Source organism: Micromonospora sp. NPDC048169, from assembly GCF_040652815.1.
GTDB lineage: Bacteria > Actinomycetota > Actinomycetes > Mycobacteriales > Micromonosporaceae > Micromonospora.
The window spans coordinates 159,588-181,474 of record NZ_JBEZMS010000010.1; the positions used below are offsets into that span (position 1 = coordinate 159,588).

The following is a 21,887-nucleotide window of genomic DNA, read 5'->3' on the forward strand; positions in this document are numbered from 1 at the left end:
CATGCCCGACCTGAGCACCACGGGCGCGGCCGACCTGGTCGCCGCGCTCGACATCGGCGGTACCAAGACCACCGCCGCCCTGGTCACCGCCGGGGGAGCGGTCGTCGGCCGGCGCACCGCACCGACGCCGGGTCGCTCCGGTGCGGTCGCTGTGCTCGACACCGCCGCCGGCCTGGTCGAGAAGCTGCGGGCGGACGCGCCGGGTGTCGTACTGGCGCTCGGCGTCGGCAGCGCCGGAGTCATCGACAGCGGCTCCGGCCTGGTGCTGTCCGCCACCGACGTGCTGGCCGGGTGGACCGGCACGGACCTGCGCGGCGACCTGAGCCGGCGCCTGGGCGTGCCGGTCACCGTGGTCAACGACGTGCACGCCCACGCGCTGGGCGAGGCGCGTCACGGCGTCGCGGCCGGGTACGACACGGTGCTCTACGTCGCCGTCGGCACCGGCGTCGGCGCGTCGTTCGTCCTCGGCGGCACCGTGCTCGCCGGTGCGCACAGCGCAGCCGGGCACGCCGGGCACCAGCCGTCCCCGTACGCCGGATCGCTGCCCTGCACCTGTGGCGGGCGCGGGCACCTGGAGGCGATCGCCGCCGGGCCGGCGCTCGCCGCCGAGTACGTCCGGCGTACCGGGCGGCCGGTGGCCGACCTGCGGGCCGTCGCCGCGCTCGCGGCGGACGGCGACGAGACGGCCCGCGAGGTCGTCCAGCTCGGCGGCGCGGCCGTCGGGTCCGCCGTCGGCGGCCTGGTGAACGTGCTCGACCCCGCCGCCGTGGTGATCGGCGGCGGCGTCACCGGCCTCGGCGAGCCGTGGTGGCGGGCGCTGCGCGACGCGGTGCCCGCCGAGACGCTGCCCGCGCTGGCCGGCGTACCGGTCCTCGCCTCCACCCTCGGCCCCGACGCGCCGCTGCTCGGTGCCGCCTCGCTCGCCTGGAAGGTCTCATGAACGCGCTCGTCGACCAGCTCCGTGACCGCCTGGTGGTCTCCTGCCAGGCGTACCCGGGTGAGCCGATGCGCGACCCGGACACCATGCGCCGGGTCGCGCTCGCCACCGCCCGGGGCGGGGCCGCGGGTATCCGCGCCCAGGGTCTGGCGGACATCGCCGCCATCCGCGCGGCGGTGGACCTGCCGCTGATCGGGCTCTGGAAGGACGGCGACGACGACGTCTTCATCACCCCGACGCTGGAGCACGCGCTGGCCGTCGCCGACGCCGGGGCGCACGTCGTCGCGCTCGACGGCACGTCCCGGCCCCGGCCCGACGGCCGGACCCTCGCCGAGACGATCGCCGCCGTGCACGAGCGCACCGGCGCGCTGGTGATGGCCGACTGCTCCACACTTGACGAGGGCGTCGCGGCCGCCGCCGCCGGCGCCGACCTGGTCGGCACCACGCTCGCCGGCTACACCGCGTACACCACAAAGGGCGACGGGCCGGACCTGGGCCTGGTCGCCCGGCTCGCCGCCGCGGTCGACGTACCGGTGGTCGCCGAGGGACGCATCCACACCCCGGAGCAGGCCGCGCGGGCGCTGCGGGCGGGCGCGTGGACGGTCGTGGTGGGCACCGCCATCACCCACCCGAGCACCATCACCGGCTGGTTCGCCGCCGCCGTCCAGGAGGCTGCGTCGTGCCGCTGACCGACCTCGACCTGGCCGGCTGCCTCGCGTACCGGCCGGAGCTGGACGTGCCGGCGGACCTGGACGCGTTCTGGGCGCGCACGCTCGACGGCGGCGGCGACCCGGAGGCGGCGGTCTACGAACCGGTCGACACCGGGCTGACCCAGATCCGGACGTACGCCGCCACGATCCCCGGTTTCGGCGGCGAGCCGGTACGCGGATGGCTGCACCTGCCCGCCGGAGCCGACGGGCCGCTGCCCTGCGTGGTCGAGTACCTCGGCTACGGCCGGGGCCGCGGCCTGGCGCACGAGAAACTGTTCTGGGCGGCGGCCGGCTTCGCGCACCTGATCATGGACAGCCGGGGTCAGGGCTGGAGCGCCGCCACCGGCGGCACGCCCGACCCGCACCCCTACCCGGCCGGCACCGTGCCCGGCTTCCTCACCCGGGGGGTCGCCGACCCGGCGGAGCACTACTACCGGCGGCTGATCACCGACGCGGTGCGCTTCGCCGAGGCCGCCCGGCGGCACCCGGCCGTCGATCCCGCGCGGGTGGCGGTGACCGGCTTCAGCCAGGGCGGCGGCCTCGCCCTGGCCGCCGGCGCGCTGTGCCCGGACGTCGTGGCCGTCATGCCGGACGTGCCGTTCCTGTGCGACATCCGCCGGGGCGTGCGCGTCGCCGGGCCGGACAGCCCGTACGCCGAGGTCGTGGAATACCTCGCGCTGCACCGCGACCGCGCCGACGAGGTGTTCCGCACCCTGTCCTACCTGGACGCCGCAGTGCTCGCGCCGCGCGCGACCGCGCCGGCGCTGTTCTCCATCGCCCTGCGGGACCAGGTCTGCCCGCCGTCCACCTGCTTCGCCGCCTACCACCGCTACGGCGGCGACAAGGACGTGCGGGTGTACGAGTTCAACGACCACGAGGGCGGCGAGGCCGCACACCAGCGCGAACAGCTCACCTGGCTGCGCGGGATCCTGGGTGCCTAGCTGACGCGTTCCACCACGTAGTCGGTCAGCTCCAGCAGGAAGCGGCCGTCCTCGGTGTCGGCCGCGGCGCCCAGCGCCCGCTCACCCGCACGCCGGGCGGCGAGCGCGAGTTCCCGGGCGCTGCGCCGCGCCGACTCCACGCAGTCGTACGCGAGCAGCCGCCCGTGCAGCCAGCGCACCTCGGCGTCGGTGCGCTCCGCGCGAGTCCGGCTCAGCAGCCGCACGAGCCGTTCGCGTTCCTCCGGTGTGCACCGCCGCATGAAGTCGATCAGGATCAGCGTGCGCTTGCCCTCCCACAGGTCACCCGCGATCTCCTTGCCGTACCGGGCGTAGTCGCCGGTGAGGTTGAGCGCGTCGTCCTGGATCTGGAACGCCGCACCCAGATACCAGCCGTACCGGTCGAGCACGTCGACGGCGTTCTCCCGGCCGGTCGCCACGAGGATGCCGGTGCGGCACGGGTAGATGCACGTGTACCAGGAGGTCTTCTTCAGGCACATCCGGTAGTAGTCGTCGGCGTCCAGGTCGCACACGTTGTCGCGGATCCAGCCGATCTCGATGGCCTGCCCCTCCAGCGAGTGGCGCATCATCAGCTCGGTCTCGGTGAACAGCCGCCAGGCGATCCCGGAGCCGAGTGCCGACCGGTTAGCGGCCAGCCGCCGCAACGCCAGCAGGTTCGTCATGTTGCCGACGTTCAGTGCCACGCCGACGCCGTACTCGGCGTGCAGCGTCCGCCCGCCGCGCCGCTGTTCGCTTTCGTCCTGGATGTCGTCGTGGATGAGGAACGCGTTGTGGAACAGCTCCACCGTCACGGCGGCGTTGAGGCCCACCGCGTCGCCGCCGCCGAACGCCCGGCACGTCGCCAGGCACAGCGCGGCGCGCAGCCCCTTGCCCCAGCGCCGCGGGTACTCCGCGACCAGGTCGTAGAGGTAACGCGGGCCGCCGTCGGGCACGTCGTCGAGCAGCGCGCCGAGGGCGAGCCCGCGATAGCGCTCCAGCATCCGTTCCACGTGCCCGCCGGCCACCCCGGCGGTCGGCGCCATCGCGCGGCTACCGGCCCGCCGGCCGCTTCGGGGCCGGCGACGCGAGCCGGTCCGCGAGCCCGTTCGCGACCTCGGGGGCCAGCCGCGCCAGATTGAGTACGGTGTCCAGCGCGTCGTGCGTGTCCGAGGTGTACCGCCGGATCACCTCGCCGCGCTGGTCGTCGGCCATCTTCAACTGCCCGACCACAGTGTCGATGAGGGCGTGCCCGTCGGTGCGGACCCGCGCGACCAGTTCGTCGAACGCCTCCGGGTCGACCCGGCGGCTCTCGGTCAGCTTCTCCTCGAGCCGCCGTGCGCCGGCCAGCCCCGCCGCGAGTTCCTCCTCCAGCACCGTGGCCGCGTGGGTCACGGTCTCCGAGGTCTCCTCGGCCACCTTCTCGAAGCGCTCGTTCGTGCGCTCACGCTTGCCGTCTGTCATGGGCGAAGTGTCACCGGACCAGGGACGACACACCAGGCGAGTGTCGCCATGGTGACTGAGCGTGGCCAGCCCGGGCAGCCTTCGCGACTGGGTACGGGTACTCAGCGCGGTACCGTCTCGTCGCTCATGTGCCGGCGTTGCGGCGTCGACAGGATGCTTGTCATGGCCGAGACGCTGCACCGACACGCCGCCTTGCGTACCGTCGACACGCCGCTGCCCGCCGAGGCCGCGCTGGCCCCCGCCGGCCGCGCGGTCGCCGCGCTGGCCCGGCTCGTCGCCCACCACCCGGCCGGCTGGCGCTGGCTGGCCCGGCGCCACCACCCGGTCCTCGATCGGCTCGCCGCCGCGAACGCGCGGTCGACCTGCGTGCGCGCCGCCCGGCGGGTGCCCGCGTACCAGGCGTTCCTGCGGGCCCGCCCCGGCGGCCTGCGCCGGCGGCTGCGGGACTTCCCGGAGACCGACAAGCGCGGGTACGTGATGGCGTACGACGCCTCCGCCCGGTGCCGGGACGGGCGGATGCCGGAGCGGGGCGTGGTGGTCGACGAGTCGGCCGGCTCGTCCGGGCGGCCGTTCAACTGGCCGCGTGGCGAGCGGGAGCTGCGGGGGGTGCACCGGGACATCGCCGGCTACACCGGGCTGGCGTTCCCGATGCGTCGCCCGTTCGTCATCAACGCGTACTCGATGGGCGCCTGGGCGACCGGCACCACCACCGGCGCGGCGATGGCCCGGATCGCGACGGTGAAGAACACCGGCCCGGACCTCGGGAAGATCGTCGACACGCTGCGCGAGTTCGGCCCCGGCCACGACTACCTGGTGACCGCGTACCCGCCGTTCCTCAAGCACCTGCGGGACCGGCTCGACGCGGAGGACTTTCCGTGGTCGCGGTACCGGATCTTCGCCAGTTGCGGCGGCGAGGGCATGACCGAGGCGCTGCGCGACTACCTGGAGCAGCGGTTCGTGCGGGTGCGGTCGGCGTACGGTGCGTCGGACCTGACCATCGGCATCGGTGCGGAGACCCGGTTCACGGTCTGGCTGCGGCGGCGGCTGCGCACCGACGCGGGGCTGCGCGCGGAACTGCTCGGGCGCGGCGAGCAGCGGCTGCCGATGGTGTTCCAGTACAACCCGTTCGCCACCTACCTGGAGACCAACGAGCGGCGGGAACTGCTCTGCACGGTGACGAGCCCGCACGTGCTCCAGCCGCGGCTGCGCTACAACGTCGGCGACGAGGCGCTGCTCGTGCCGTACCGGCGGATCGTCGAGCTGGCCCACGCCGACCCGGTGCGCCGCGCCGAGTTCCGTACCGCCGCGGCCGAGGAGCGGATGACGCTGCCGCTGCTGCTGCTGTTCGGCCGCAGCGACTCCACGGTGTCCTACCTGGGCGCGAACCTCTATCCGCAGGACGTCGAGTACGGCCTGTACACCGGGAACCCGTACGCCGCCGAGATCAACAGGTTCTGCCTGACGCTGCACGAGGACGCGGCGCTGGAGACCCGGCCGGTGATCCACGTCGAGCTGCGCCGCCCGCTGGACACCGCGGCCCGCGCGGCGCTCGCCGACGCCTGCCGCGACGGGGTACGCGCGCACCTGACCTCGGTGTCGCGGGACTTCGCGCAGTCCCTGGTGGAGGACCCGACCGCCGGTGACCTGCGGGTGGAGCTGCACGAACCGGACGGCGGCCCGTTCGCCGCCATGCAGAAGATCAAGAACGTCTACCTGGTGAGGTGAACGATGCGTACCCGTGACTTCTCCCGCGCCCCGGCCCAGGCCCGCGCCGGCGCCATGTTCATCGGCGGCACCCGGTACGCGAACCCGCTGGTGCTGCTGCGCCTGGCACCCGACTGGATCCGGATGGTGCGCGACATGCGCCGGATGTCCGGCTACTGCTGGCACACCGTCTACTGGCAGTTCCCGCTGACGCTCGGCACGATCGCGTTCTTCACCGACCGGGACGCGCTGCTGCGCTTCGCCCGGACGCGGCACCACCGCAAGCTGATGATGTGGCTGACCGACGGCGACCGTAACGCCACCGCCGGGTTCATCCGGCTCTACACCGCGTCCCCGGACGGCTACTCCAACGGCGCGTGGCGGGCCGAGGACGGCGCGATGGGCCACATCGAGCGGTTCACGCCGCTGGGCGCGGAGACGACCGGACCGGCGGTGCGCCGGTGACCGGCCACCGGTTCGAGCGCGTCACCGGCCGGCGCGGCCTGCGCGACTTCCTCGCCCTCACCGACCGGCTGTACGCGGGCGAGCCCCGGTACGTGCCGACGCCCCGGCAGCAGATCCGCCGGTGGTGGCGCGACGGCGTGCCGATGTACGTGCTGCGCGACGCCACCGGCGCCGTGGCCGGGCGGACCACGCTGCACACCGACGCCGACCTCGACGCCAAGCTGGGCCGCCGGTGCCAGCTGTTCGGGCTCACCGAGTTCACCGAGCCCGCCGCCCGGCCGCTGTTCGACGCGATCGCCGCGCACGCCACACCCGGCCGGGACCTGCTGTTCGGGCCGGTGGCGCTGCTGCCCAACCAGGCCGGCGGCGTGATCACCGCCGGGTACGCCGACCGGGGTTTCGTGGACAGCGCGTGGAACCCGCCGTACTACCCGGACGCGTACGAGGAGAACGGGTTCACCGGGCGGTTCGTCTCCGACACCTGGATCTGCCCGGTCCCGCCGCCGGCCGGGCCGCCGCCCGCGCTCGGCGTGCAGCCCGACGGCTCCCGGCTGGAACTGCACCGGGGGAACACCCGGCGGCTCGACGAACAGCTCGACCTGCTGCGCGGGATGCTCAACGACTCCTTCGCCCAGCTCGGCTACTACACGCCGATCTCGGCGGCCCAGCTGCGGCGGCAGACCGACGGCCTGGCGTACCTGCTGGACGAGTCCCTGCTGCTCTACCTGACCCGCGACGGGCGCCCGGTGGCGTTCGTGCTCTGCGTGCCGGACATCAGCGACTTCCTGGTCGCGGTGCGCGGCGACCTGAACCCGGTCAACCAGCTGCGGCTGCTTGCGACCCGCCGCCGCTACCGCCGGGAGGCGGTGCTGATCGTCAAGGGCGTGGTGCCGGAGTTCCAGGGGCGCGGCTATCAGCGGCTGCTCTCCGCACACCTGCACCACAACCTGCACGACGGCGGCTACGCGGCGCTGCGCAGCACGTACGTCGGGCGGGACAACCCGGCCTCGGCCGCCCAGTACCGGCGCCTCGGCGGGCGCCCGCTGCACGGCTACACGTTCTACGCCAAGGAGCGGTGACCATGGACCTCGCCGCGTTCCGCGCGCTGGAGCCGCTGTGCTGGCGGGCACCGAGCGCACACAACACCCAGCCGTGGCGGCTGCGCTACGAGCACTGGGCGATCACCGTCGGCTGGGACCCGGCCGACGCGCTGCCCGCCGGCGACCCGGCCGGGCGGGACCTGCGGCTGTCACTGGGCGCCTTCGTGGAGACCTGCCTGATCGTCGCCGCCGACGCGGGGCTGCGGCTGGACTGGGCCGCCGACCACGACGAGTCCGAGCGGCGGGTGGGGCGGCTGCGACCGGCACGGCAGCCGTACCGGACGCCGTTCCGCACCGCCGACGTGCGGGACCGGCGTACCCACCGGGGCCGGTTCACCGGCGGCCCGGACGCCGACCTGGTCGCCGCCGTGGACGCGGTCGCCCGCCGGGCCGGTGGCGCGGTCCGCGCGGTGCCGGCGGCCGGGCGGCTGCGCGCGTTGCTGCGCACTGCGGACCGGCAGGTGTACGCCGACCCGGCGGTGGTCGCGGAGCTGCGCCGCTGGCTGCGCCTGGACCGGTCGGGCCCGCGCTACCGGGCCGACGGGCTCAGTGACAGGTGCCTCGGGCTGGGCCGGGCCACGGCCACCGGGCTGCGGGCGGCGCTCGCGGCGTACCCGGCGTTGCGCCCGCTGGGGCTGCCCCGGTTGCTCGCCGCCGCGGGCGGTGATCCGCTGGCGCAGGGCGGCGGGGTGCTGGCGCTCGTCGCGCCGCCCGGTCTGGACGCGGCCGGGCAGGTCGAGTTCGGACGGGTGCTGATGCGGATGTGGCTGACGCTGCACACGGCCGGGCTGGCCGCCCACCCGCTCAGTCAGCTCGTCGACGTGGCCGCCACCCGGGACGCGCTCGGCACGCTGCTGGACGTGGCGCCGGAGCGGATCGTGCACGTGGCCCGGGTGGGCCGGCCGGCCGGCCCCGCGCCCCGGTCGGCCCGGCGAGTGGAGCGCGGATCGGATCTGTTAGCGGTAACACCCCTTGACGCGGTGTCACTCCATACATGAGAGTCCATGTTGGCTGATGTGTCGCCCGGTCGGGAGCCCTGGGCGCGTAGTGGCAGGAATGCGGCGTCCGGGTGCGCGCGTGTGCTGTTAGCGATAACAGCGCCGCCGCGCACCCGGGCCCATCTCTGATCTGCGCGGTTGGGAGCAACCATGTCCGAAGTGACACGACGAAACATCATCAAGGCCACGGCGGCGGGTGCCGGTGCCGCGCTGGTGCCGGCCGCTTGGAGCGCGACCGCGCGCGCCGGCTCGGCGGCGCCACCACAGGTGCTGGCCGCGAACGACCTGGCGCTCTGGTACGACGAACCGGCCGGCACCGACTGGCTGCGCGCCCTGCCGATCGGCAACGGGCGGCTCGGCGCGATGGTGTTCGGCAACGTCGACACCGAACGGCTCCAGCTCAACGAGGACACCGTCTGGGCCGGCGGCCCGTACGACTCGGCGAACACCCGGGGCGCGGCCAGCCTGGCCGAGATCCGCCGCCGCGTCTTCGCTGACCAGTGGACCTCTGCACAGGATCTGATCAACCAGACCATGATGGGCAGCCCGGGTGGGCAGTTCGCCTACCAGACCGTCGGGGACCTGCGGCTCGCCTTCGGCTCGGCGAGCGGGGCGACGCAGTACAACCGGACCCTCGACCTCACCACCGCCACCGTCACCACGACCTACGTCCAGGGCGGCGTACGGCACCAGCGGGAGGTGTTCGCCAGCGCGCCCGACCAGGTGATCGTGCTCCGGCTGACCGCCGACCGGGCGAACGCGATCACCTTCTCCGCCACCTTCGACAGCCCGCAGCGGACCACAGCGTCCAGCCCGGACGGCGCGACCATCGCCCTCGACGGCATCTCCGGCTCGATGGAGGGGGTGAACGGCTCGGTGCGCTTCCTCGCGCTGGCCAACGCCGCCGTCACCGGAGGCACGGTCAGCAGCTCCGGCGGCACGCTGCGGGTGTCCGGCGCCACCAGCGTGACGGTGCTGATCTCGATCGGGTCCAGCTACGTCAACTACCGCACCGTCAACGGCGACTACCAGGGCATCGCCCGCAACCGGCTGAACGCGGCAAAGGGCGTCGACGTCGACCAGCTCCGCACCCGCCACCGCGCCGACTACCAGGCGCTGTTCAACCGGGTCACCATCGACCTGGGCCGCACGGCCGCCGCCGACCAGCCGACCGACGTGCGGATCGCGCAGCACGCGAGCACCGACGACCCGCAGTTCGCCGCGCTGCTGTTCCAGTTCGGGCGGTACCTGCTGATCTCCTCGTCGCGGCCGGGCACCCAGCCGGCGAACCTCCAGGGCATCTGGAACGACTCGCTGACGCCGTCCTGGGACTCGAAGTACACGGTCAACGCCAACCTGCCGATGAACTACTGGCCGGCCGACACCACGAACCTGTCCGAGTGCTTCCTGCCGGTCTTCGACATGGTCAAGGACCTCACCGTCACCGGCGCGCGGGTCGCCCAGGCGCAGTACGGCGCCGGCGGCTGGGTCACCCACCACAACACCGACGCCTGGCGGGGCGCGTCGGTGGTGGACGGCGCGTTCTGGGGCATGTGGCAGACCGGCGGGGCCTGGCTCAGCACGCTCATCTGGGACCACTACCTGTTCACCGGCGACAGCGGATTCCTCCAGGCCAACTACCCGGCACTGAAGGGCGCCGCCCAGTTCTTCCTCGACACCCTGGTCGCCCACCCCACGCTCGGCTACCTGGTGACGAACCCGTCGAACTCGCCGGAACTGGCGCACCACGCGAACGCCAGCGTCTGCGCGGGGCCCACGATGGACAACCAGATCCTGCGCGACCTGTTCGACGCGGCGGCGCGGGCCAGCGAGGTGCTCGGCGTCGACGCCACGTTCCGGTCCCAGGTGCGCACAGCAAAGGACCGGCTGCCGCCGAGCCGCGTCGGCTCCCGGGGCAACGTGCAGGAGTGGCTGGCCGACTGGGTCGAGACCGAGCGCACCCACCGGCACGTCTCCCACCTGTACGGGCTGCATCCCAGCAACCAGATCACCAAGCGGGGCACCCCGGCGCTGTACGAGGCCGCCCGCAGGACGCTTGAGCTGCGCGGCGACGACGGGACCGGCTGGTCCCTCGCCTGGAAGATCAATTTCTGGGCCCGGCTGGAGGACGGCGCCCGCGCCCACAAGCTCCTGCGTGACCTGGTCCGCACCGACCGGCTCGCGCCGAACATGTTCGACCTGCACCCGCCGTTCCAGATCGACGGCAACTTCGGCGCCACCTCCGGCATCGCCGAGATGCTGCTGCACAGCCACACCGGCGAGCTGCACCTGCTGCCCGCGCTGCCGACCGCCTGGCCCGCCGGGCGGGTCGCGGGCCTGCGCGGCCGGGGCGGCTACACGGTGGCGCTGGCCTGGACGGTCGGCCAGGCCGACGAGATCACCGTCCGGGCCGACCGTGACGGCACGCTGCGACTGCGGTCCCGGCTGTTCACCGGGAGCTTCACCCTCGCCGACGTCACCGACGGCAGCACACCGGCCACCACCCGCCCGGAGTCCGACGTCGTCGCGCTCACCGTCCGCGCCGGCCACACCTACCGCGCGGCCCGGCCGGGCGTGACACCCTCGCCGACGGTGACAGCGACGCCTACCTCCACGCCGTCACCGACCCCGACGCCGACCACCAGTTCCCCGGCGCCGTCCGGCGCGCGTGCCACGTACTCGATCACCGGCTCCTGGTCCGGCGGCTTCCAGGCCGAGGTCACGGTGACCGCCGGCGCCACCGCGATCCGTGGCTGGACGGTGTCCTGGACGTTCCCGAACGGTCAGGTCATCAACCAGATCTGGAGCGGCACGCACACCCAGAACGGCGCGAACGTGACGGTGCGCAACGTCGACTACAACGGCTCACTGCCGGCCGGCGGCTCCACCACGTTCGGCTTCATCGGCTCGGCGGGCGGCGCCAACAACCCGCCGACGAACATCACCTGCACGACCACCTGACCACCGCGCGCCCCGCCCGGCCACCCGGCCCGGGCGGGCGCGTCGCACAGCCGATCAGGCCAGCAGCGTCTCGCGCAGCCGCGCACCCAGGTTCAGCTCGCCGACCACGCGGGGACCGGCCGGGTCGTACACGGCGATGCGGTGGTTGCGGCGCATCATCTCCCGTACCGCCGGCGGCAGCCGGGGCGGGTCGTCCATCGTCGCGAGCACCCGCGCGCCGGTGCCCATCAGCCGTTCCACGAGCGTCGCGCTGTCGGTGTCCACACGCACCCGGCCGAACTCCCAGCCGACGGTGGTCAGGTCGAGCACCTCGAACAGTCGCGTCACGAACGGCTGCGGGTCGGTCACCCGGTCCAGCCGGTCGGCCCGCCCGCCGACCACCGCCACGGCGGCGGTGACCTGAGCGTACGGGTGCAGCCCGCTGGGCAGCGCGCCGAGCGGCCAGCGCAGCGCCGGCCCGGCCTCCTTCCACAGGGGACGGTAGTTGCGGCGGTGCACCAGCAGCCGCCGCCCGGTACGCCGGAACACCTCCTGCGCCTGCCCCTGGAGGTCGGCGTGCGCCTGGTCGGCGGCCTCGCAGACGATCCCGGCGGCCACCACGAGACCGTCGTCATCGGACAGCAGCCGGGTGATCGCGTCGGCCTGCTCCGGGAACCGGAGGCGGGCGTGTGCCCCGTAGGACTGCCGCACGTCCCGCAGCAGCTCCTGCTGACGTGTGGGGTCCAGTTCGACCCGTCCGCCACCGAGCAACCGCTGGAGCCAACCCATCGCGCCTCGCTTCCGTCGCCGTCTGCGGACCGGGCAATGCTAGTTCGTCGGTCGGAGCTCGTATGGTGACGGGGTGACCGATCGATCCCTGACCCTGATGGCGGTGCACGCTCACCCCGACGACGAGGCGACGAGCACCGGTGGCGTCCTGGCCCGCTACGCGGCCGAGGGCGTCACCACTGTGCTCGTGACGTGCACCGACGGTGCGTGCGGAGACGGACCCGGCGGGGTCAAGCCGGGCGAGGACGGGCACGACCCGCGGTCCGTGGTGGACATGCGCCGCGCCGAGCTGGCCGCGAGCTGCGAGGCGCTGAAGGTGACCCACCTGGAGACGCTCGACTACGGCGACTCCGGGATGATGGGCTGGGCGACGAACGACGCGCCCGGCGCGTTCTGGAACACGCCGGTGGCGGAGGCGGCCGACCGGCTGGCGGAGCTGATCCGCCGCTACCGCCCCGACGTGGTGGTCACCTACGACGAGAACGGCTTCTACGGCCACCCGGACCACATCCAGGCCCACCGGATCACGATGGCCGCGGTCGAGCAGACCGGCATCCCGGCCAAGGTCTACTGGACCACAGTGCCGCGCAGCGCGTTCCAGCAGTTCGGCACGATCATGCGCGAGATCGGGGTGGAGTTCCCCGAGCCGGAGGCGACCGACGAGATGCCGGCGCTGGGCCTGCCGGACGACGAGATCACCACCTGGGTCGACACCAGCGGCTACGGCGGGCAGAAGTTCGCCTCGCTCGCCGCGCATGCCAGCCAGGCGGAGAACATCTTCTTCCTGCGGCTGGGGCAGGAGCGGTTCACCGAGCTGATGGGCATGGAGACGTTCGTGCGGGTGCGGGACACCACCGGCGCGGCGACGCCCGAGGACGACCTTTTCGCCGGGCTGCGCTGACCGGTCGCGGGCCCGGTCCGGGGCGGTCACCGGTTCACGCCGAGACGGTCTGGGCGGCCAGGTGCGCCAGCACCGCGCCCACGTCGCCGTCGGTCTCGGCCATGATCCGTCGTTGGCGGGTGGCGCCGGTGCCGTCCCGGCGTACCCGCTCCAGCTCGCTTCGGACCAGGTCCAGGTCGCCGTGGCGGGCCAGCGCGGGCGTGACGGTGACGACCAGGTCGTCGACGAGGTCCCAGGCGGGCCGGGGCCGTCCGGTGCGCAGGTCGACGAGCCGGCCGTCGACGCCGTCGTGGGCGGCCCGCCAGTGCGCGGCGGCGACCAGGCAGTCCCGGATGCGGAGGGCGGGCACGCCCGCGCGGACGTCGTCGATCAGCGTCGCCACGAGCGCCCGGACCAGCCCGGCGACCAGCACGGTGTCGTCGACAGTGGGGCACACGTCGCCGACCCGGACCTCCACCGTCGGGTACGACGCGGACGGGCGCGCGTACCAGTAGACCATCGCGGCGTCGAGCATGATCCCGGCGGTGATCAGGTCCGCCACCGTGGCGTCGTAGTCGGCGGCGGAGTCGAAGTGCGGTGTGGGTCCGATGCTCGGCCACCGTTCCAGCTGCATCGAGCGCCAGCTCGCGTGCCCGGTGTCGCGCCCGTCGTGCAGCGGCGAGTTCGCGGTGAGCGCCTGCACCACCGGCAGCCACGGGCGCAGGTGGTTGCAGACCTGCACGGCCAGTTCCCGGTCGGGCACGCCGACGTGCACGTGACAGCCGCAGACGGCCGGATCGTGGGCGACCGGGCCGAACCGGCGGGACATGTCGTGGTAGCGCTGCTCGTCGGGCACCGTGCGGTGAGCCTCGCAGACCGGTGTGGCACCGACGGCGACCAGCCGCGCCCCGGCCGCGTCGGCCGCCCGGGCGGCGGCCCGGCGCAGCGTGACCAGGTGTTCGCGCAGCTCCCCGAGGTCCGGGCTGACCGGCGTCACCATCTCCACCATGCTGTGCCGGAACTCCTGCCGGCTCTGCTCGCGGGCGGTGCCGGAGAGCGCGTCGCGTACCCGGTCGGCGACCGGCATGCTCTCGCCGCTGACCGGGTCCAGCAGCAGGAACTCCTCCTCTACCCCGAGGGTCAGGACGGCGGGAATCTCGGGGGTGGTGGTGGCGGCGGTGGTGGTGGTGGGCCGCGGCCTCACCGACGGCTCCACCGGCACGGAACTGGCGGCGGACCGTCGTGAGTCGGGCTCATATCCCGACGGTACGAGGGCGGACGACGGTCCGAAGCCGTTTCCGCCGACCACCGCCCCCACGGGTGGCGGGGGCGGTGGCGGTGCGGATCAGCAGTCGAAGTAGAGCGCGAACTCGTGCGGCGTGGGCCGCAGGCGCACCGGGTCTACCTCGTTCGTGTTCTTCCAGTCGACCCAGGTGGAGATCAGGTCGTCGGTGAAGACCCCACCGTCGAGCAGGTAGTCGTGGTCGACCTCCAGCGCCGCCAGCGCCTCGGGCAGCGAACCGGGCACCTGCTTGACGTCGCCCCACTCCTCCGGCGGGAGGTCGTAGAGGTCCTTGTCGATCGGCGCCGGCGGCTCGATCTTGTTCTTGATCCCGTCCAGGCCGGCCATCAGCATCGCGGCGAACGCGAGATACGGGTTGCTGGACGGGTCCGGGACGCGGAACTCGACGCGCTTGGCCTTGGGGTTGCTGCCGGTCACCGGGATGCGGGTGCAGGCGGAGCGGTTGCGCTGCGAGTAGACCAGGTTCACCGGCGCCTCGAAGCCGGGCACCAGACGCCGGTAGGAGTTCACCGTCGGGTTGGTGAAGGCCAGCAGCGACGGGGCGTGGTGCAGCAGGCCACCGATGTACCAGCGGGCGGCGTCGGACAGCCCGGCGTAGCCGGTCTCGTCGTAGAACAGCGGCTCGCCGCCCCGCCACAGGCTCTGGTGGGTGTGCATGCCGGAGCCGTTGTCACCGAAGACCGGCTTGGGCATGAAGGTCGCGGTCTTGCCGTGCGCCCACGCCTCGTTCTTGATCAGATACTTGAAGAGCTGGAGCTGGTCGGCCGAGTGCAGCAGCGTCGAGAACTTGTAGTTGATCTCCGACTGCCCTCCCGTGCCCACCTCGTGGTGCGACCGCTCGACAGTGAAACCGGCGTCCACCATCCGGCGGACCATGCTGTCGCGCAGGTCGGCGTAGTGGTCCACCGGGGGAACCGGGAAGTAACCGCCCTTGTAGGCGGTCTTGTAACCCCGGTTGCCGCCCTCCTCGATCCGGCCGCTGTTCCAGGCGCCCTCGATCGAGTCGATGTAGTAGAACGACTGGTGCGCCGAGGTCTCGTGGCGGATGGAGTCGAAGATGTAGAACTCCGCCTCCGCGCCGAAGTAGGCGGTGTCGGCGATGCCGCTGGCGGCGAGGTAGGCCTCGGCCTTCTTCGCCACGTTGCGCGGGTCGCGGGAGTAGGCCTCGCGGGTGAACGGGTCGTGGACGAAGAAGTTCAGCGCGAGGGTCTTCTGGGCCCGGAACGGGTCGATGAACGCGGTGGCGACGTCCGGCAGCAGCAGCATGTCGGACTCGTGGATCGACTGGAAACCACGGATCGAGGAGCCGTCGAAGGCGAGGCCGTCGGTGAACACGCTGTCGTCGAACGACTCGACCGGCAGGTTGAAGTGCTGCATCACGCCGGGCAGGTCACAGAAACGTACGTCGACGAACTTCACGTCCTCGTCGGTGAGGTATCGCAGGAGTTCCTCGGAATTGGCGAACACACGTCCTCCTGGCAGGCGTCGTTGATCCTGGCCACGTCCCGTGGCCGGACCGCCCGGGGACATGGCCCGTACCGCCACCGTACGACGGCTCGCCCGGCCCGGCTCGGCAACCGCCCATCCGGGTTTCCTACGCCACAGGCCGGGTAGTCGCCGTACCCGGCGGACCGCCCGGGAGACGACGCGGCGGGAGGTTGGCGTGGTGGGTGCTCCTCGGCTGACCGGTGGACGCTGAGATGTGCGGGATCAGCGGTGAGGCCAGATTCGACGGGGCCCTACCCGACGCCGCCGCGGTGAACCGGATGACCGCCGCCATGCGCTCACGCGGCCCGGACGGCGAGGGCGCGTGGAGTGACGGCTGGATCACCCTCGGGCACCGCCGGCTGACAGTGATCGACCTGTCCGAGGCCGGCGCCCAGCCGATGGTCCGCGACGACCTCGGCCTGGCCCTGGTCTTCAACGGCTGCGTCTACAACTATCCGGAGCTGCGCGACGAGCTGCGCGCGGCCGGGCACACGTTCCACAGCACCAGCGACACCGAGGTGATCCTGGTCGCGTACGCGCAGTGGGGGGAGCGGTTCGTCGACCACATGGTCGGCATGTTCGCGGTGGCGCTGGTCGACCGGCGGCGGCGCCGTCTCGTGCTGGCCCGCGACCGGCTCGGCATCAAACCCCTTTACCTCGCCGAGTCGCCCGGCCGGCTCCGGTTCGCCTCCACGCTCCCGGCGCTGCTGGCCGGCGGTGACATCGACACCGGCATCGACCCGGTCGCGCTGCACCACTACCTGTCCTGGCACTCGATCGTTCCGGCGCCGCGCACCATCTTGCGCGGCATCCGCAAGCTGCCCCCGGCCACCGTCCGGGTCGTCGAGGCCGACGGGCGCAGCCGCGAGCGCGTCTACTGGCGGCCCGCGTACCGGCGCGACCCGGCCCACGCCGGCATGGACGCCGCCGACTGGCGGGCCGCCGTCGGGGACGCGCTGCGCACCGCCGTACGCCGCCGGCTGGTCGCCGACGTGCCGGTCGGCGTGCTGCTCTCCGGCGGCCTCGACTCCAGCATGATCGTGGCGCTGCTCGACGACGCCGGACAGCACCACCTCCAGACGTTCAGCATCGGCTTCGACAGCCGCGGCGACGAGACCGGCGACGAGTTCCACTACTCCGACCTGGTCGCCCGCGCGTTCGGCACCGACCACCACCGCATCCGGCTCGCCGACGGCGACCTCGGCCCGGCCGTACGCGCCACCGTGGCGGCCATGACCGAGCCGATGGGCAGCCACGACGTGGTGGCGTTCCACCTGCTCTCCGAGCAGGTCGCCAAGCACGTGAAGGTGGCGCAGTCCGGCCAGGGCGCCGACGAGGTGTTCGCCGGCTACGGCTACCACCACCGGCTGGCCCGCTCGGCCCGCGAGGACGCGGCGGCCGGGTTCACCGCGGCGTTCTTCGACCGCGACCACGCGGAGCTGACCGAGGTGGTCGAACCGGCGTACGCCTGCGTCGGCGACGTCAGCGGCGAGCTGGTCGCCGCGGACCTGGCCGCGCCCGGCGCGCAGACCGCCGTGGACGCGGTACTGCGCCTGGACACGCACCTGATGCTGCCCGACGACCCGGTCAAGCGGGTGGACAGCATGAGCATGGCGTGGGGACTGGAGGTGCGCACGCCGTTCCTCGACCAGGATCTCGTCACGCTCGCCGCCGCGTGCCCGCCCGAGCACAAGCTGGCTCAGGGCGGCAAGGGCGTGCTCAAGGAGGTGGCCCGGGAGGTGCTTCCCGCCGAGGTCATCGACCGGCCGAAGGGCTACTTCCCGGTGCCGGCGCTGCGCAACGTCGACGGACCCGTGCGAGAGTTGGTGGTCGAGGCGCTGGGTGCGCCCGAGGCGCGCCGGCGCGGGCTGTTCCGCCGGGCGTACGTCGACGAGCTGCTGGCCGAGCCGGAGCGGGCCCAGGCCGCCGCGGGCAGCAACAAGCTGTGGCAGCTGGGTCTGCTGGAGCTGTGGTTGCAGACGCACGGTGTGAGCTGAGCTAAGCGGGAGGAGCACTGTGAAGTTCGTGATCGAGAGCGAGGCCGACGGCAGCGTGGGATTCACAGTGGTCGGCGGCGACGGCCAGGTGCTCGCCACCGGCGCGCCCTGCCCGGACAAGGGCTCGGCGCTCGCCGTCGTCGGTGAGCTGATGCACGGGCTGGGCGACGCCTGCGTGGAGGACCGCACCGAGGCCGGCGCCGGTCCGGTGGCCGGCACCCGGACCGAGATCGGCGACGACATGTCGGACATCGGCCGCTCGGGTATCCCGCCGGTCTGACGCGACACGTCCCGCCCGGCCCACGAGCCCGGGCGGGACGGTGCGCTCACTGCTCGTCGTCGAGCACGTCCGTGTGGCCGTCGCGGGTGACTGTGGGCGGCAGGTGCTCGTCCGGCTGGGGCGCCTCGGCCAGCGTGTGGTGCGGGTCGCCGTCGGGCGAGAACAGCACCCGATCGGTCTTGCTGGTCTTCTCCTGCTCCTCCTCCGGCTCCGTCACCGTGTTCTCCCTCCGCTCACCGGCGCCCCGAGCAGGCCGCCCCTCGTCCCACGCTATGTGCCGGCCGGGCACCGGGAGCACGTTTCCGCCCGACGGCCGCACTCACCTGCCTGGCTCGTCGCGGGGGCGGGACCCGGTACGCCGTCGTGACGCCCTCGAAGCCCGGCACCCCCGGCTTCGCCAGCCCTGCCCGTCACCTCCTGTAGTCGTGGAGCTGCCCGCGACATGGCTCACCGCGTGCCCTTTGCTCTGCAGCCTCATACGCGGCGATGGCCGTGCGTCACCGCTGCGCCAATGGATGCAGAGCAAAGGGCGCACAGGGATGTGTGTGCGGCAGGTGCCTGGCCGCGCATCGACGCTGGTCGGGAGCTTGTCATGCCCAAATCTGCCTATTCCGCCTGACGGCGGGCCGTCACCCTCTGTGACTCACTGCCGGATCGAGGCGACGTGACGGTGCGTCACGTCCGACGCGGGCCAGCCACGAAACGCCGGCCGCCGGAGCTGGATCGCGTCGAACGGCGGGCGGATCAGGCGGCTCGCCAGTCGCGGACCAGAGCGGCCACTGTGGCGTACCGCGACGCCGGGTCAGGCCGGCTGGCCCGGTCGGCGACAGCGCGCTCGGCGGTGGTGCCCCGCCAGCCGGACGGACCGTCGAGCAGGTGGTGCAGCGTACGACCCAGCGCGTGGACCGTGGTGCGCTCGTCGATCACAGCGCCCCGGGTCAGTTCCTCCGGCGACAGATAACGACGGGAACCGGGCAGCCGGTCGGAGTCGAGCACGAACGGGCCCGGGCGGTACTCGTCCAGGTCGATCAGGCGCATCCGCCGGGCGTCGAAGTCGTAGAGGAAACAGCCGTCGTACAGGTCCACCGCCACGTACCCGGCCGCGCTCACGGCCAGGTGGGCGTCGAGGATGATGTCCAGCGCCGCGCGTACCTCGGCGACCGGCAGCCGCTGGAAGCGGACCAGCCCGCTCCGGTCGCTGCCGCCGCCGGTGGTGGCGTGGTTGAGCACGACGCCGTCGTGCCACGGGTAGACCAGCGTCGGGCCGTCCGTGCCGTCGCGTACCAGCTCGGGCCGGACCACTGCCGGGTGCCGGACCGCGGCGTGCAGGCCCAGGGCCCGGGTCAGCGACGCACGCGCGGCCGGTGTCCCGGCCCGCTTGACGAACCAGCGCCGGCCCGCCGACTCCACTCCGTAGGAGACGCATCCGGAGTCCTGGTCGCCGAAGACGGCGAACGCATGAGCCAGGTCCAGGTTCCACACCCGTCGAGGCTACGACGACGCCCGCCACGCCGGGTCACCGCGACTGCTCCACCACCTCGATCACGTCGGCGGGCGCGCGGCGCGGCGCCGGCGGCAGCTCCGCGTCCGGACCCCAGCCGACGCGCACCACCAGGTACGGGTCGCCGATGCCGGCCAGCAGGTCGCGCATCATCCGGCGCGGCCACGCCAGCTCCACGGCGTCGCTGAGCGGCGCGCTGGCCAGCCCTTCGGCGGTGGCGGTGAGCAGCAGCGCCGACAGCGCCTCGCCGCCGCGCAGCCACGCGGCCGGCTCGTCCGAGTCGCCGAAGAGGATCAGGTACGCGGCACCCCGGTCGAAGTCCGCGCCCGCGCTGAGCCCGGCCGCCCCGCCGGGGGCGTAGTCGCGCAGCGGCACCCGTCGCGCGGACGGGCGCACGGCGGTGGCGGCGGGCACCCCGTCGCCGCTGCCCGCCGGGCGGTGGGTCCAGTCGTGCAGCTCCTGCCGGTACGCGGGGTCGGCCAGCTCCGCGTCCGCCGCGCGTCCGGTGGACACGGCGAGCATCGGCATCTGGTCCGGCCGCACCACGTGCAGGTGCGCGCCCTCGGCCTCGACGGCGTCCCCGAGCCGGGCCAGTACGGCCTCGGGCACCGGCCGGTCCCCGTACGCCCGGCGGTCGGTGCGGCGGCGCGGAATCGCCTCGACCAGGCGGCCCGCCGGCACGTCCAGGTCGGCCGGGCCGGTGGTGCGCAGCCGGGCCAGCAGCGACGGGTCGGCCGGGTCGGGCAGCCGCTCGACGGTGACCGCCCAGCCGACCGCCGTCAGCGACGCACGCGCGTGGTGCAGGGCCGCACCGCAGCTCAGCATGAGCAGCCGCCCGTCCGGGTCGGTGTGGGCGAGCTGCCGGTCCGCCTCGGCGCGCAGCTCCAGCGTGTCGCCGGTGACCCGCCAGCGCCAGGGCTGGGTGTTGAACACCGACGGGGCGTGCAGGGACTGCCGGGCGGCCGCCTCCAGCACCCGTACCCTCGGATCCTGGTCGGTGCGGGTCGATGAGCTGTTCATGGCGGCCCTCCTGGTTGCTCGTCCCCTTCCGACCCTGCCCCGCCGCCCTCGCGGGCGGACAGGGCCGGAGGTCCCGGCCGCACCGGGCCGTGCGCCCCCGGGCGTCAGGCGTCGTCCGGCTTCTGGGGTACGGCCAGGGCGATGGTGAGGTCGAGGACCGTGGCGGGATCGTGCAGCCGGTCGCCGAACAGCTCGCGCAGCTTGCCCATCCGGTAGCGGACGGTCTGCGGATGGACGAACAGGTCGGCGGCCACCTCGTCGCGGCGTCCCTGGTGCAGCAGCCACGAGCGCAGCGTCTCGGCCAGCCGCTGTGCGGTGGCCGGCGGCAGTGCGGCCAGCGGCGCGAGGGCCTGCGCGCGCAGGTCGGCGAGGGCCTCCGGGTCCATGCTGAGCAGCAGCGTGGACAGGTGGCGTTCGGTGTCGACAGGGCCCGCGTCCGGCTCGCCGAGGTCGAGCGCGAGCGCCCGGGTGGCCCGCTGGTACGACGCGGCGACCCGGTGCCAGGGCCGGGCCGGGCCGAGCACCGCCCGGTGCCCGTGCAGCAGCCGGGTGAGCTGGCGACGGCGGCCGCCGTGCATGTCCGGCACCAGCAGGACGGCCAGTTCCTCCACCGGGTCCATGCCGGGCAGGTCCTCGCCGCTCTCCAGCGTGTACGGGCTGAGCAACGCCAGCACCGCGCGCAGGTGCCGGCGGGGGAGCAGCACCACCGTCAGCGTCTGCGGTGGTGGCCAGTCGGCGCGTTCGGCGCTGCGCCGCAGCGACTCCTCCGGCTCGCCGGCCAGCAACTGCTGGGTGAGCCGTTCCAGGCTGCGGCGGCGCATCCGGCCGGCGCTGGCCAGCTCGTCGGCGTGCCCGGCGACGCTCGCGGCGGACAGCTCGTCGATGTAGGCGAACATCAACTCGGCGAACTCGGCCACCGTCGCGGCGGCCAGCCCGCTGCGTACCGTCGTGGTGGACACCTCGCGCCAGGCCACCCGGGCACCGACCCGGTACGCGGCCAGCAGCGCGTCCATGCTGCGCCCCGAGCGGGCCTCGCCGCTGCCCAGCGCGTACGCGGCCTCCAGCGCCGGGGCCAGGGGGGTGCTCGGGTCGAACGCCTGGGTACCCTCGATGAGCTGGAGGAACGTCCCCAGCGCGATGCGTACCGCGTTTTCGATCTTCGCCCGCATGGCGCCGGTGAGCGCACCGGAGTAGTCCGGCACCTCGGCGGTGATCGCGGAGACGGTCCGCTCGGCGACCATCGGCAGCCGGGCGCGCAGCGCCTCGGCCATCCCGGCGTCGAGGTTGAGGTGGGCGGCACGCTGCCCCGCACCGGCCTCCAACGTCATGTTTGTTCCCTCCGAACAAAAACCCGCGCGTGTTTCACCTTTGCTGGT

20 protein-coding genes are annotated in these 21,887 nt (G+C 73.5%); 11 read left to right on the top strand and 9 right to left on the bottom strand.

Features of this window, described 5'->3' with window-relative positions; all coding sequences use genetic code 11:
* Position 1: 1 nt before the first annotated feature.
* From AB0D28_RS12030 to AB0D28_RS12040, 3 genes are read left to right on the top strand one after another with little or no spacing between them, the layout of a single operon-like run.
* Positions 2-940 (top strand): ROK family protein, encoded by a 939-nt coding sequence (locus AB0D28_RS12030; RefSeq protein ID WP_357384912.1) that lies wholly within the window; start codon positions 2-4, stop codon positions 938-940.
* Positions 937-1,626 carry an N-acetylmannosamine-6-phosphate 2-epimerase gene (locus AB0D28_RS12035; protein ID WP_357384914.1) on the top strand — a complete coding sequence of 230 codons (690 nt, stop codon included), beginning with the start codon at positions 937-939 and terminating at the stop codon, positions 1,624-1,626. The genes AB0D28_RS12030 and AB0D28_RS12035 overlap by 4 nt, the downstream gene beginning before the upstream one ends.
* The gene (locus AB0D28_RS12040) at positions 1,617-2,588 is read left to right on the top strand and encodes an acetylxylan esterase (protein WP_357384916.1); all 972 of its coding nucleotides are present in this window, start codon (positions 1,617-1,619) and stop codon (positions 2,586-2,588) included. The genes AB0D28_RS12035 and AB0D28_RS12040 overlap by 10 nt, the downstream gene beginning before the upstream one ends.
* On the opposite strand, the gene AB0D28_RS12045 is transcribed toward AB0D28_RS12040, so the two are convergent.
* A complete protein-coding gene (locus tag AB0D28_RS12045; protein WP_357384918.1) occupies positions 2,585-3,628 on the bottom strand; it encodes a polyprenyl synthetase family protein in 1,044 nt (347 codons plus the stop codon). The two genes, AB0D28_RS12040 and AB0D28_RS12045, sit on opposite strands and share 4 nt — an antisense overlap.
* A gap of 7 nt (positions 3,629-3,635) precedes the next feature.
* Positions 3,636-4,046 carry a hypothetical protein gene (locus AB0D28_RS12050; protein WP_357384920.1) on the bottom strand — a complete coding sequence of 137 codons (411 nt, stop codon included), beginning with the start codon at positions 4,044-4,046 and terminating at the stop codon, positions 3,636-3,638.
* A 162-nt stretch (positions 4,047-4,208) separates the two neighbouring features.
* Here AB0D28_RS12050 and AB0D28_RS12055 point away from each other — a divergent pair, with 162 nt between their 5' ends.
* From AB0D28_RS12055 to AB0D28_RS12075, 5 genes are all read left to right on the top strand, one after another.
* Positions 4,209-5,771, top strand: coding sequence for a phenylacetate--CoA ligase family protein (locus AB0D28_RS12055; RefSeq protein WP_357384922.1), 1,563 nt, complete (start codon positions 4,209-4,211; stop codon positions 5,769-5,771).
* A gap of 3 nt (positions 5,772-5,774) precedes the next feature.
* Positions 5,775-6,215 (top strand): hypothetical protein, encoded by a 441-nt coding sequence (locus AB0D28_RS12060; protein WP_013285846.1) that lies wholly within the window; start codon positions 5,775-5,777, stop codon positions 6,213-6,215.
* Positions 6,212-7,294 carry a hypothetical protein gene (locus AB0D28_RS12065; RefSeq protein WP_357384925.1) on the top strand — a complete coding sequence of 361 codons (1,083 nt, stop codon included), beginning with the start codon at positions 6,212-6,214 and terminating at the stop codon, positions 7,292-7,294. Before AB0D28_RS12060 ends, AB0D28_RS12065 begins: the two co-directional genes overlap by 4 nt.
* Positions 7,295-7,296: 2 nt before the next feature.
* A complete protein-coding gene (locus AB0D28_RS12070; RefSeq protein ID WP_357384975.1) occupies positions 7,297-8,313 on the top strand; it encodes a nitroreductase in 1,017 nt (338 codons plus the stop codon).
* A 150-nt stretch (positions 8,314-8,463) separates the two neighbouring features.
* The gene (locus AB0D28_RS12075; RefSeq protein ID WP_357384927.1) at positions 8,464-11,274 is read left to right on the top strand and encodes a glycoside hydrolase N-terminal domain-containing protein; all 2,811 of its coding nucleotides are present in this window, start codon (positions 8,464-8,466) and stop codon (positions 11,272-11,274) included.
* Positions 11,275-11,328: 54 nt separating this feature from the next.
* On the opposite strand, the gene AB0D28_RS12080 is transcribed toward AB0D28_RS12075, so the two are convergent.
* Complete coding sequence (locus tag AB0D28_RS12080) at positions 11,329-12,042, bottom strand: hypothetical protein (RefSeq protein ID WP_357384929.1); 714 nt, start codon at positions 12,040-12,042, stop codon at positions 11,329-11,331.
* 73 nt (positions 12,043-12,115) lie between these two features.
* Between AB0D28_RS12080 and AB0D28_RS12085 the strand changes: the two genes are divergently transcribed.
* Positions 12,116-12,943, top strand: a complete 828-nt coding sequence (locus AB0D28_RS12085) for a PIG-L family deacetylase (RefSeq protein WP_357384931.1) — start codon at positions 12,116-12,118, stop codon at positions 12,941-12,943.
* A gap of 34 nt (positions 12,944-12,977) precedes the next feature.
* Here the strand turns inward: AB0D28_RS12085 and AB0D28_RS12090 are convergent, their stop codons facing one another.
* Complete coding sequence (locus tag AB0D28_RS12090) at positions 12,978-14,126, bottom strand: glutamate--cysteine ligase (RefSeq protein ID WP_357384933.1); 1,149 nt, start codon at positions 14,124-14,126, stop codon at positions 12,978-12,980.
* A 141-nt stretch (positions 14,127-14,267) separates the two neighbouring features.
* Positions 14,268-15,692 (bottom strand): type I glutamate--ammonia ligase, encoded by a 1,425-nt coding sequence (gene glnA, locus AB0D28_RS12095; RefSeq protein ID WP_357384935.1) that lies wholly within the window; start codon positions 15,690-15,692, stop codon positions 14,268-14,270.
* A gap of 233 nt (positions 15,693-15,925) precedes the next feature.
* On the opposite strand from glnA, the gene AB0D28_RS12100 reads away from it, so the two are divergent.
* Entirely contained in the window at positions 15,926-17,710 is a 1,785-nt protein-coding gene (locus AB0D28_RS12100) for an N-acetylglutaminylglutamine amidotransferase (RefSeq protein ID WP_357384977.1), read from the top strand.
* Positions 17,711-17,729: 19 nt separating this feature from the next.
* On the top strand, positions 17,730-17,990 hold the full coding sequence (locus AB0D28_RS12105; protein WP_013285859.1) for a hypothetical protein: 261 nt from the start codon (positions 17,730-17,732) through the stop codon (positions 17,988-17,990).
* A 46-nt stretch (positions 17,991-18,036) separates the two neighbouring features.
* Here the strand turns inward: AB0D28_RS12105 and AB0D28_RS12110 are convergent, their stop codons facing one another.
* The 4 genes from AB0D28_RS12110 to AB0D28_RS12125 form a co-directional block, all read right to left on the bottom strand.
* Positions 18,037-18,207, bottom strand: coding sequence for a hypothetical protein (locus tag AB0D28_RS12110; RefSeq protein WP_357384937.1), 171 nt, complete (start codon positions 18,205-18,207; stop codon positions 18,037-18,039).
* 527 nt (positions 18,208-18,734) lie between these two features.
* Positions 18,735-19,472: a serine/threonine protein kinase gene (locus AB0D28_RS12115; RefSeq protein WP_357384939.1), complete on the bottom strand. Its 738-nt coding sequence runs from the start codon at positions 19,470-19,472 to the stop codon at positions 18,735-18,737.
* 34 nt (positions 19,473-19,506) lie between these two features.
* On the bottom strand, positions 19,507-20,511 hold the full coding sequence (locus AB0D28_RS12120) for a nitroreductase (RefSeq protein ID WP_357384941.1): 1,005 nt from the start codon (positions 20,509-20,511) through the stop codon (positions 19,507-19,509).
* 104 nt (positions 20,512-20,615) lie between these two features.
* Entirely contained in the window at positions 20,616-21,839 is a 1,224-nt protein-coding gene (locus AB0D28_RS12125; RefSeq protein ID WP_357384943.1) for a helix-turn-helix domain-containing protein, read from the bottom strand.
* Positions 21,840-21,887 lie beyond the last annotated feature (48 nt).

What these genes read in the sequence shown, in the direction of transcription:
- AB0D28_RS12055 (WP_357384922.1), top strand. Translation starts at nt 4,209, where the DNA reads ATGGCCGAGACGCTGCACCGACACGCCGCCTTGCGTACCGTCGACACG.
- AB0D28_RS12060 (WP_013285846.1), top strand. Translation starts at nt 5,775, where the DNA reads ATGCGTACCCGTGACTTCTCCCGCGCCCCGGCCCAGGCCCGCGCCGGC.
- AB0D28_RS12100 (WP_357384977.1), top strand. Translation starts at nt 15,926, where the DNA reads ATGTGCGGGATCAGCGGTGAGGCCAGATTCGACGGGGCCCTACCCGAC.
- AB0D28_RS12120 (WP_357384941.1), bottom strand. Translation starts at nt 20,511, where the DNA reads ATGAACAGCTCATCGACCCGCACCGACCAGGATCCGAGGGTACGGGTG.
- AB0D28_RS12125 (WP_357384943.1), bottom strand. Translation starts at nt 21,839, where the DNA reads ATGACGTTGGAGGCCGGTGCGGGGCAGCGTGCCGCCCACCTCAACCTC.
- AB0D28_RS12075 (WP_357384927.1), top strand. Translation starts at nt 8,464, where the DNA reads ATGTCCGAAGTGACACGACGAAACATCATCAAGGCCACGGCGGCGGGT.
- AB0D28_RS12080 (WP_357384929.1), bottom strand. Translation starts at nt 12,042, where the DNA reads ATGGGTTGGCTCCAGCGGTTGCTCGGTGGCGGACGGGTCGAACTGGAC.
- AB0D28_RS12030 (WP_357384912.1), top strand. Translation starts at nt 2, where the DNA reads ATGCCCGACCTGAGCACCACGGGCGCGGCCGACCTGGTCGCCGCGCTC.
- AB0D28_RS12045 (WP_357384918.1), bottom strand. Translation starts at nt 3,628, where the DNA reads ATGGCGCCGACCGCCGGGGTGGCCGGCGGGCACGTGGAACGGATGCTG.
- AB0D28_RS12035 (WP_357384914.1), top strand. Translation starts at nt 937, where the DNA reads ATGAACGCGCTCGTCGACCAGCTCCGTGACCGCCTGGTGGTCTCCTGC.
- AB0D28_RS12050 (WP_357384920.1), bottom strand. Translation starts at nt 4,046, where the DNA reads ATGACAGACGGCAAGCGTGAGCGCACGAACGAGCGCTTCGAGAAGGTG.
- AB0D28_RS12070 (WP_357384975.1), top strand. Translation starts at nt 7,297, where the DNA reads ATGGACCTCGCCGCGTTCCGCGCGCTGGAGCCGCTGTGCTGGCGGGCA.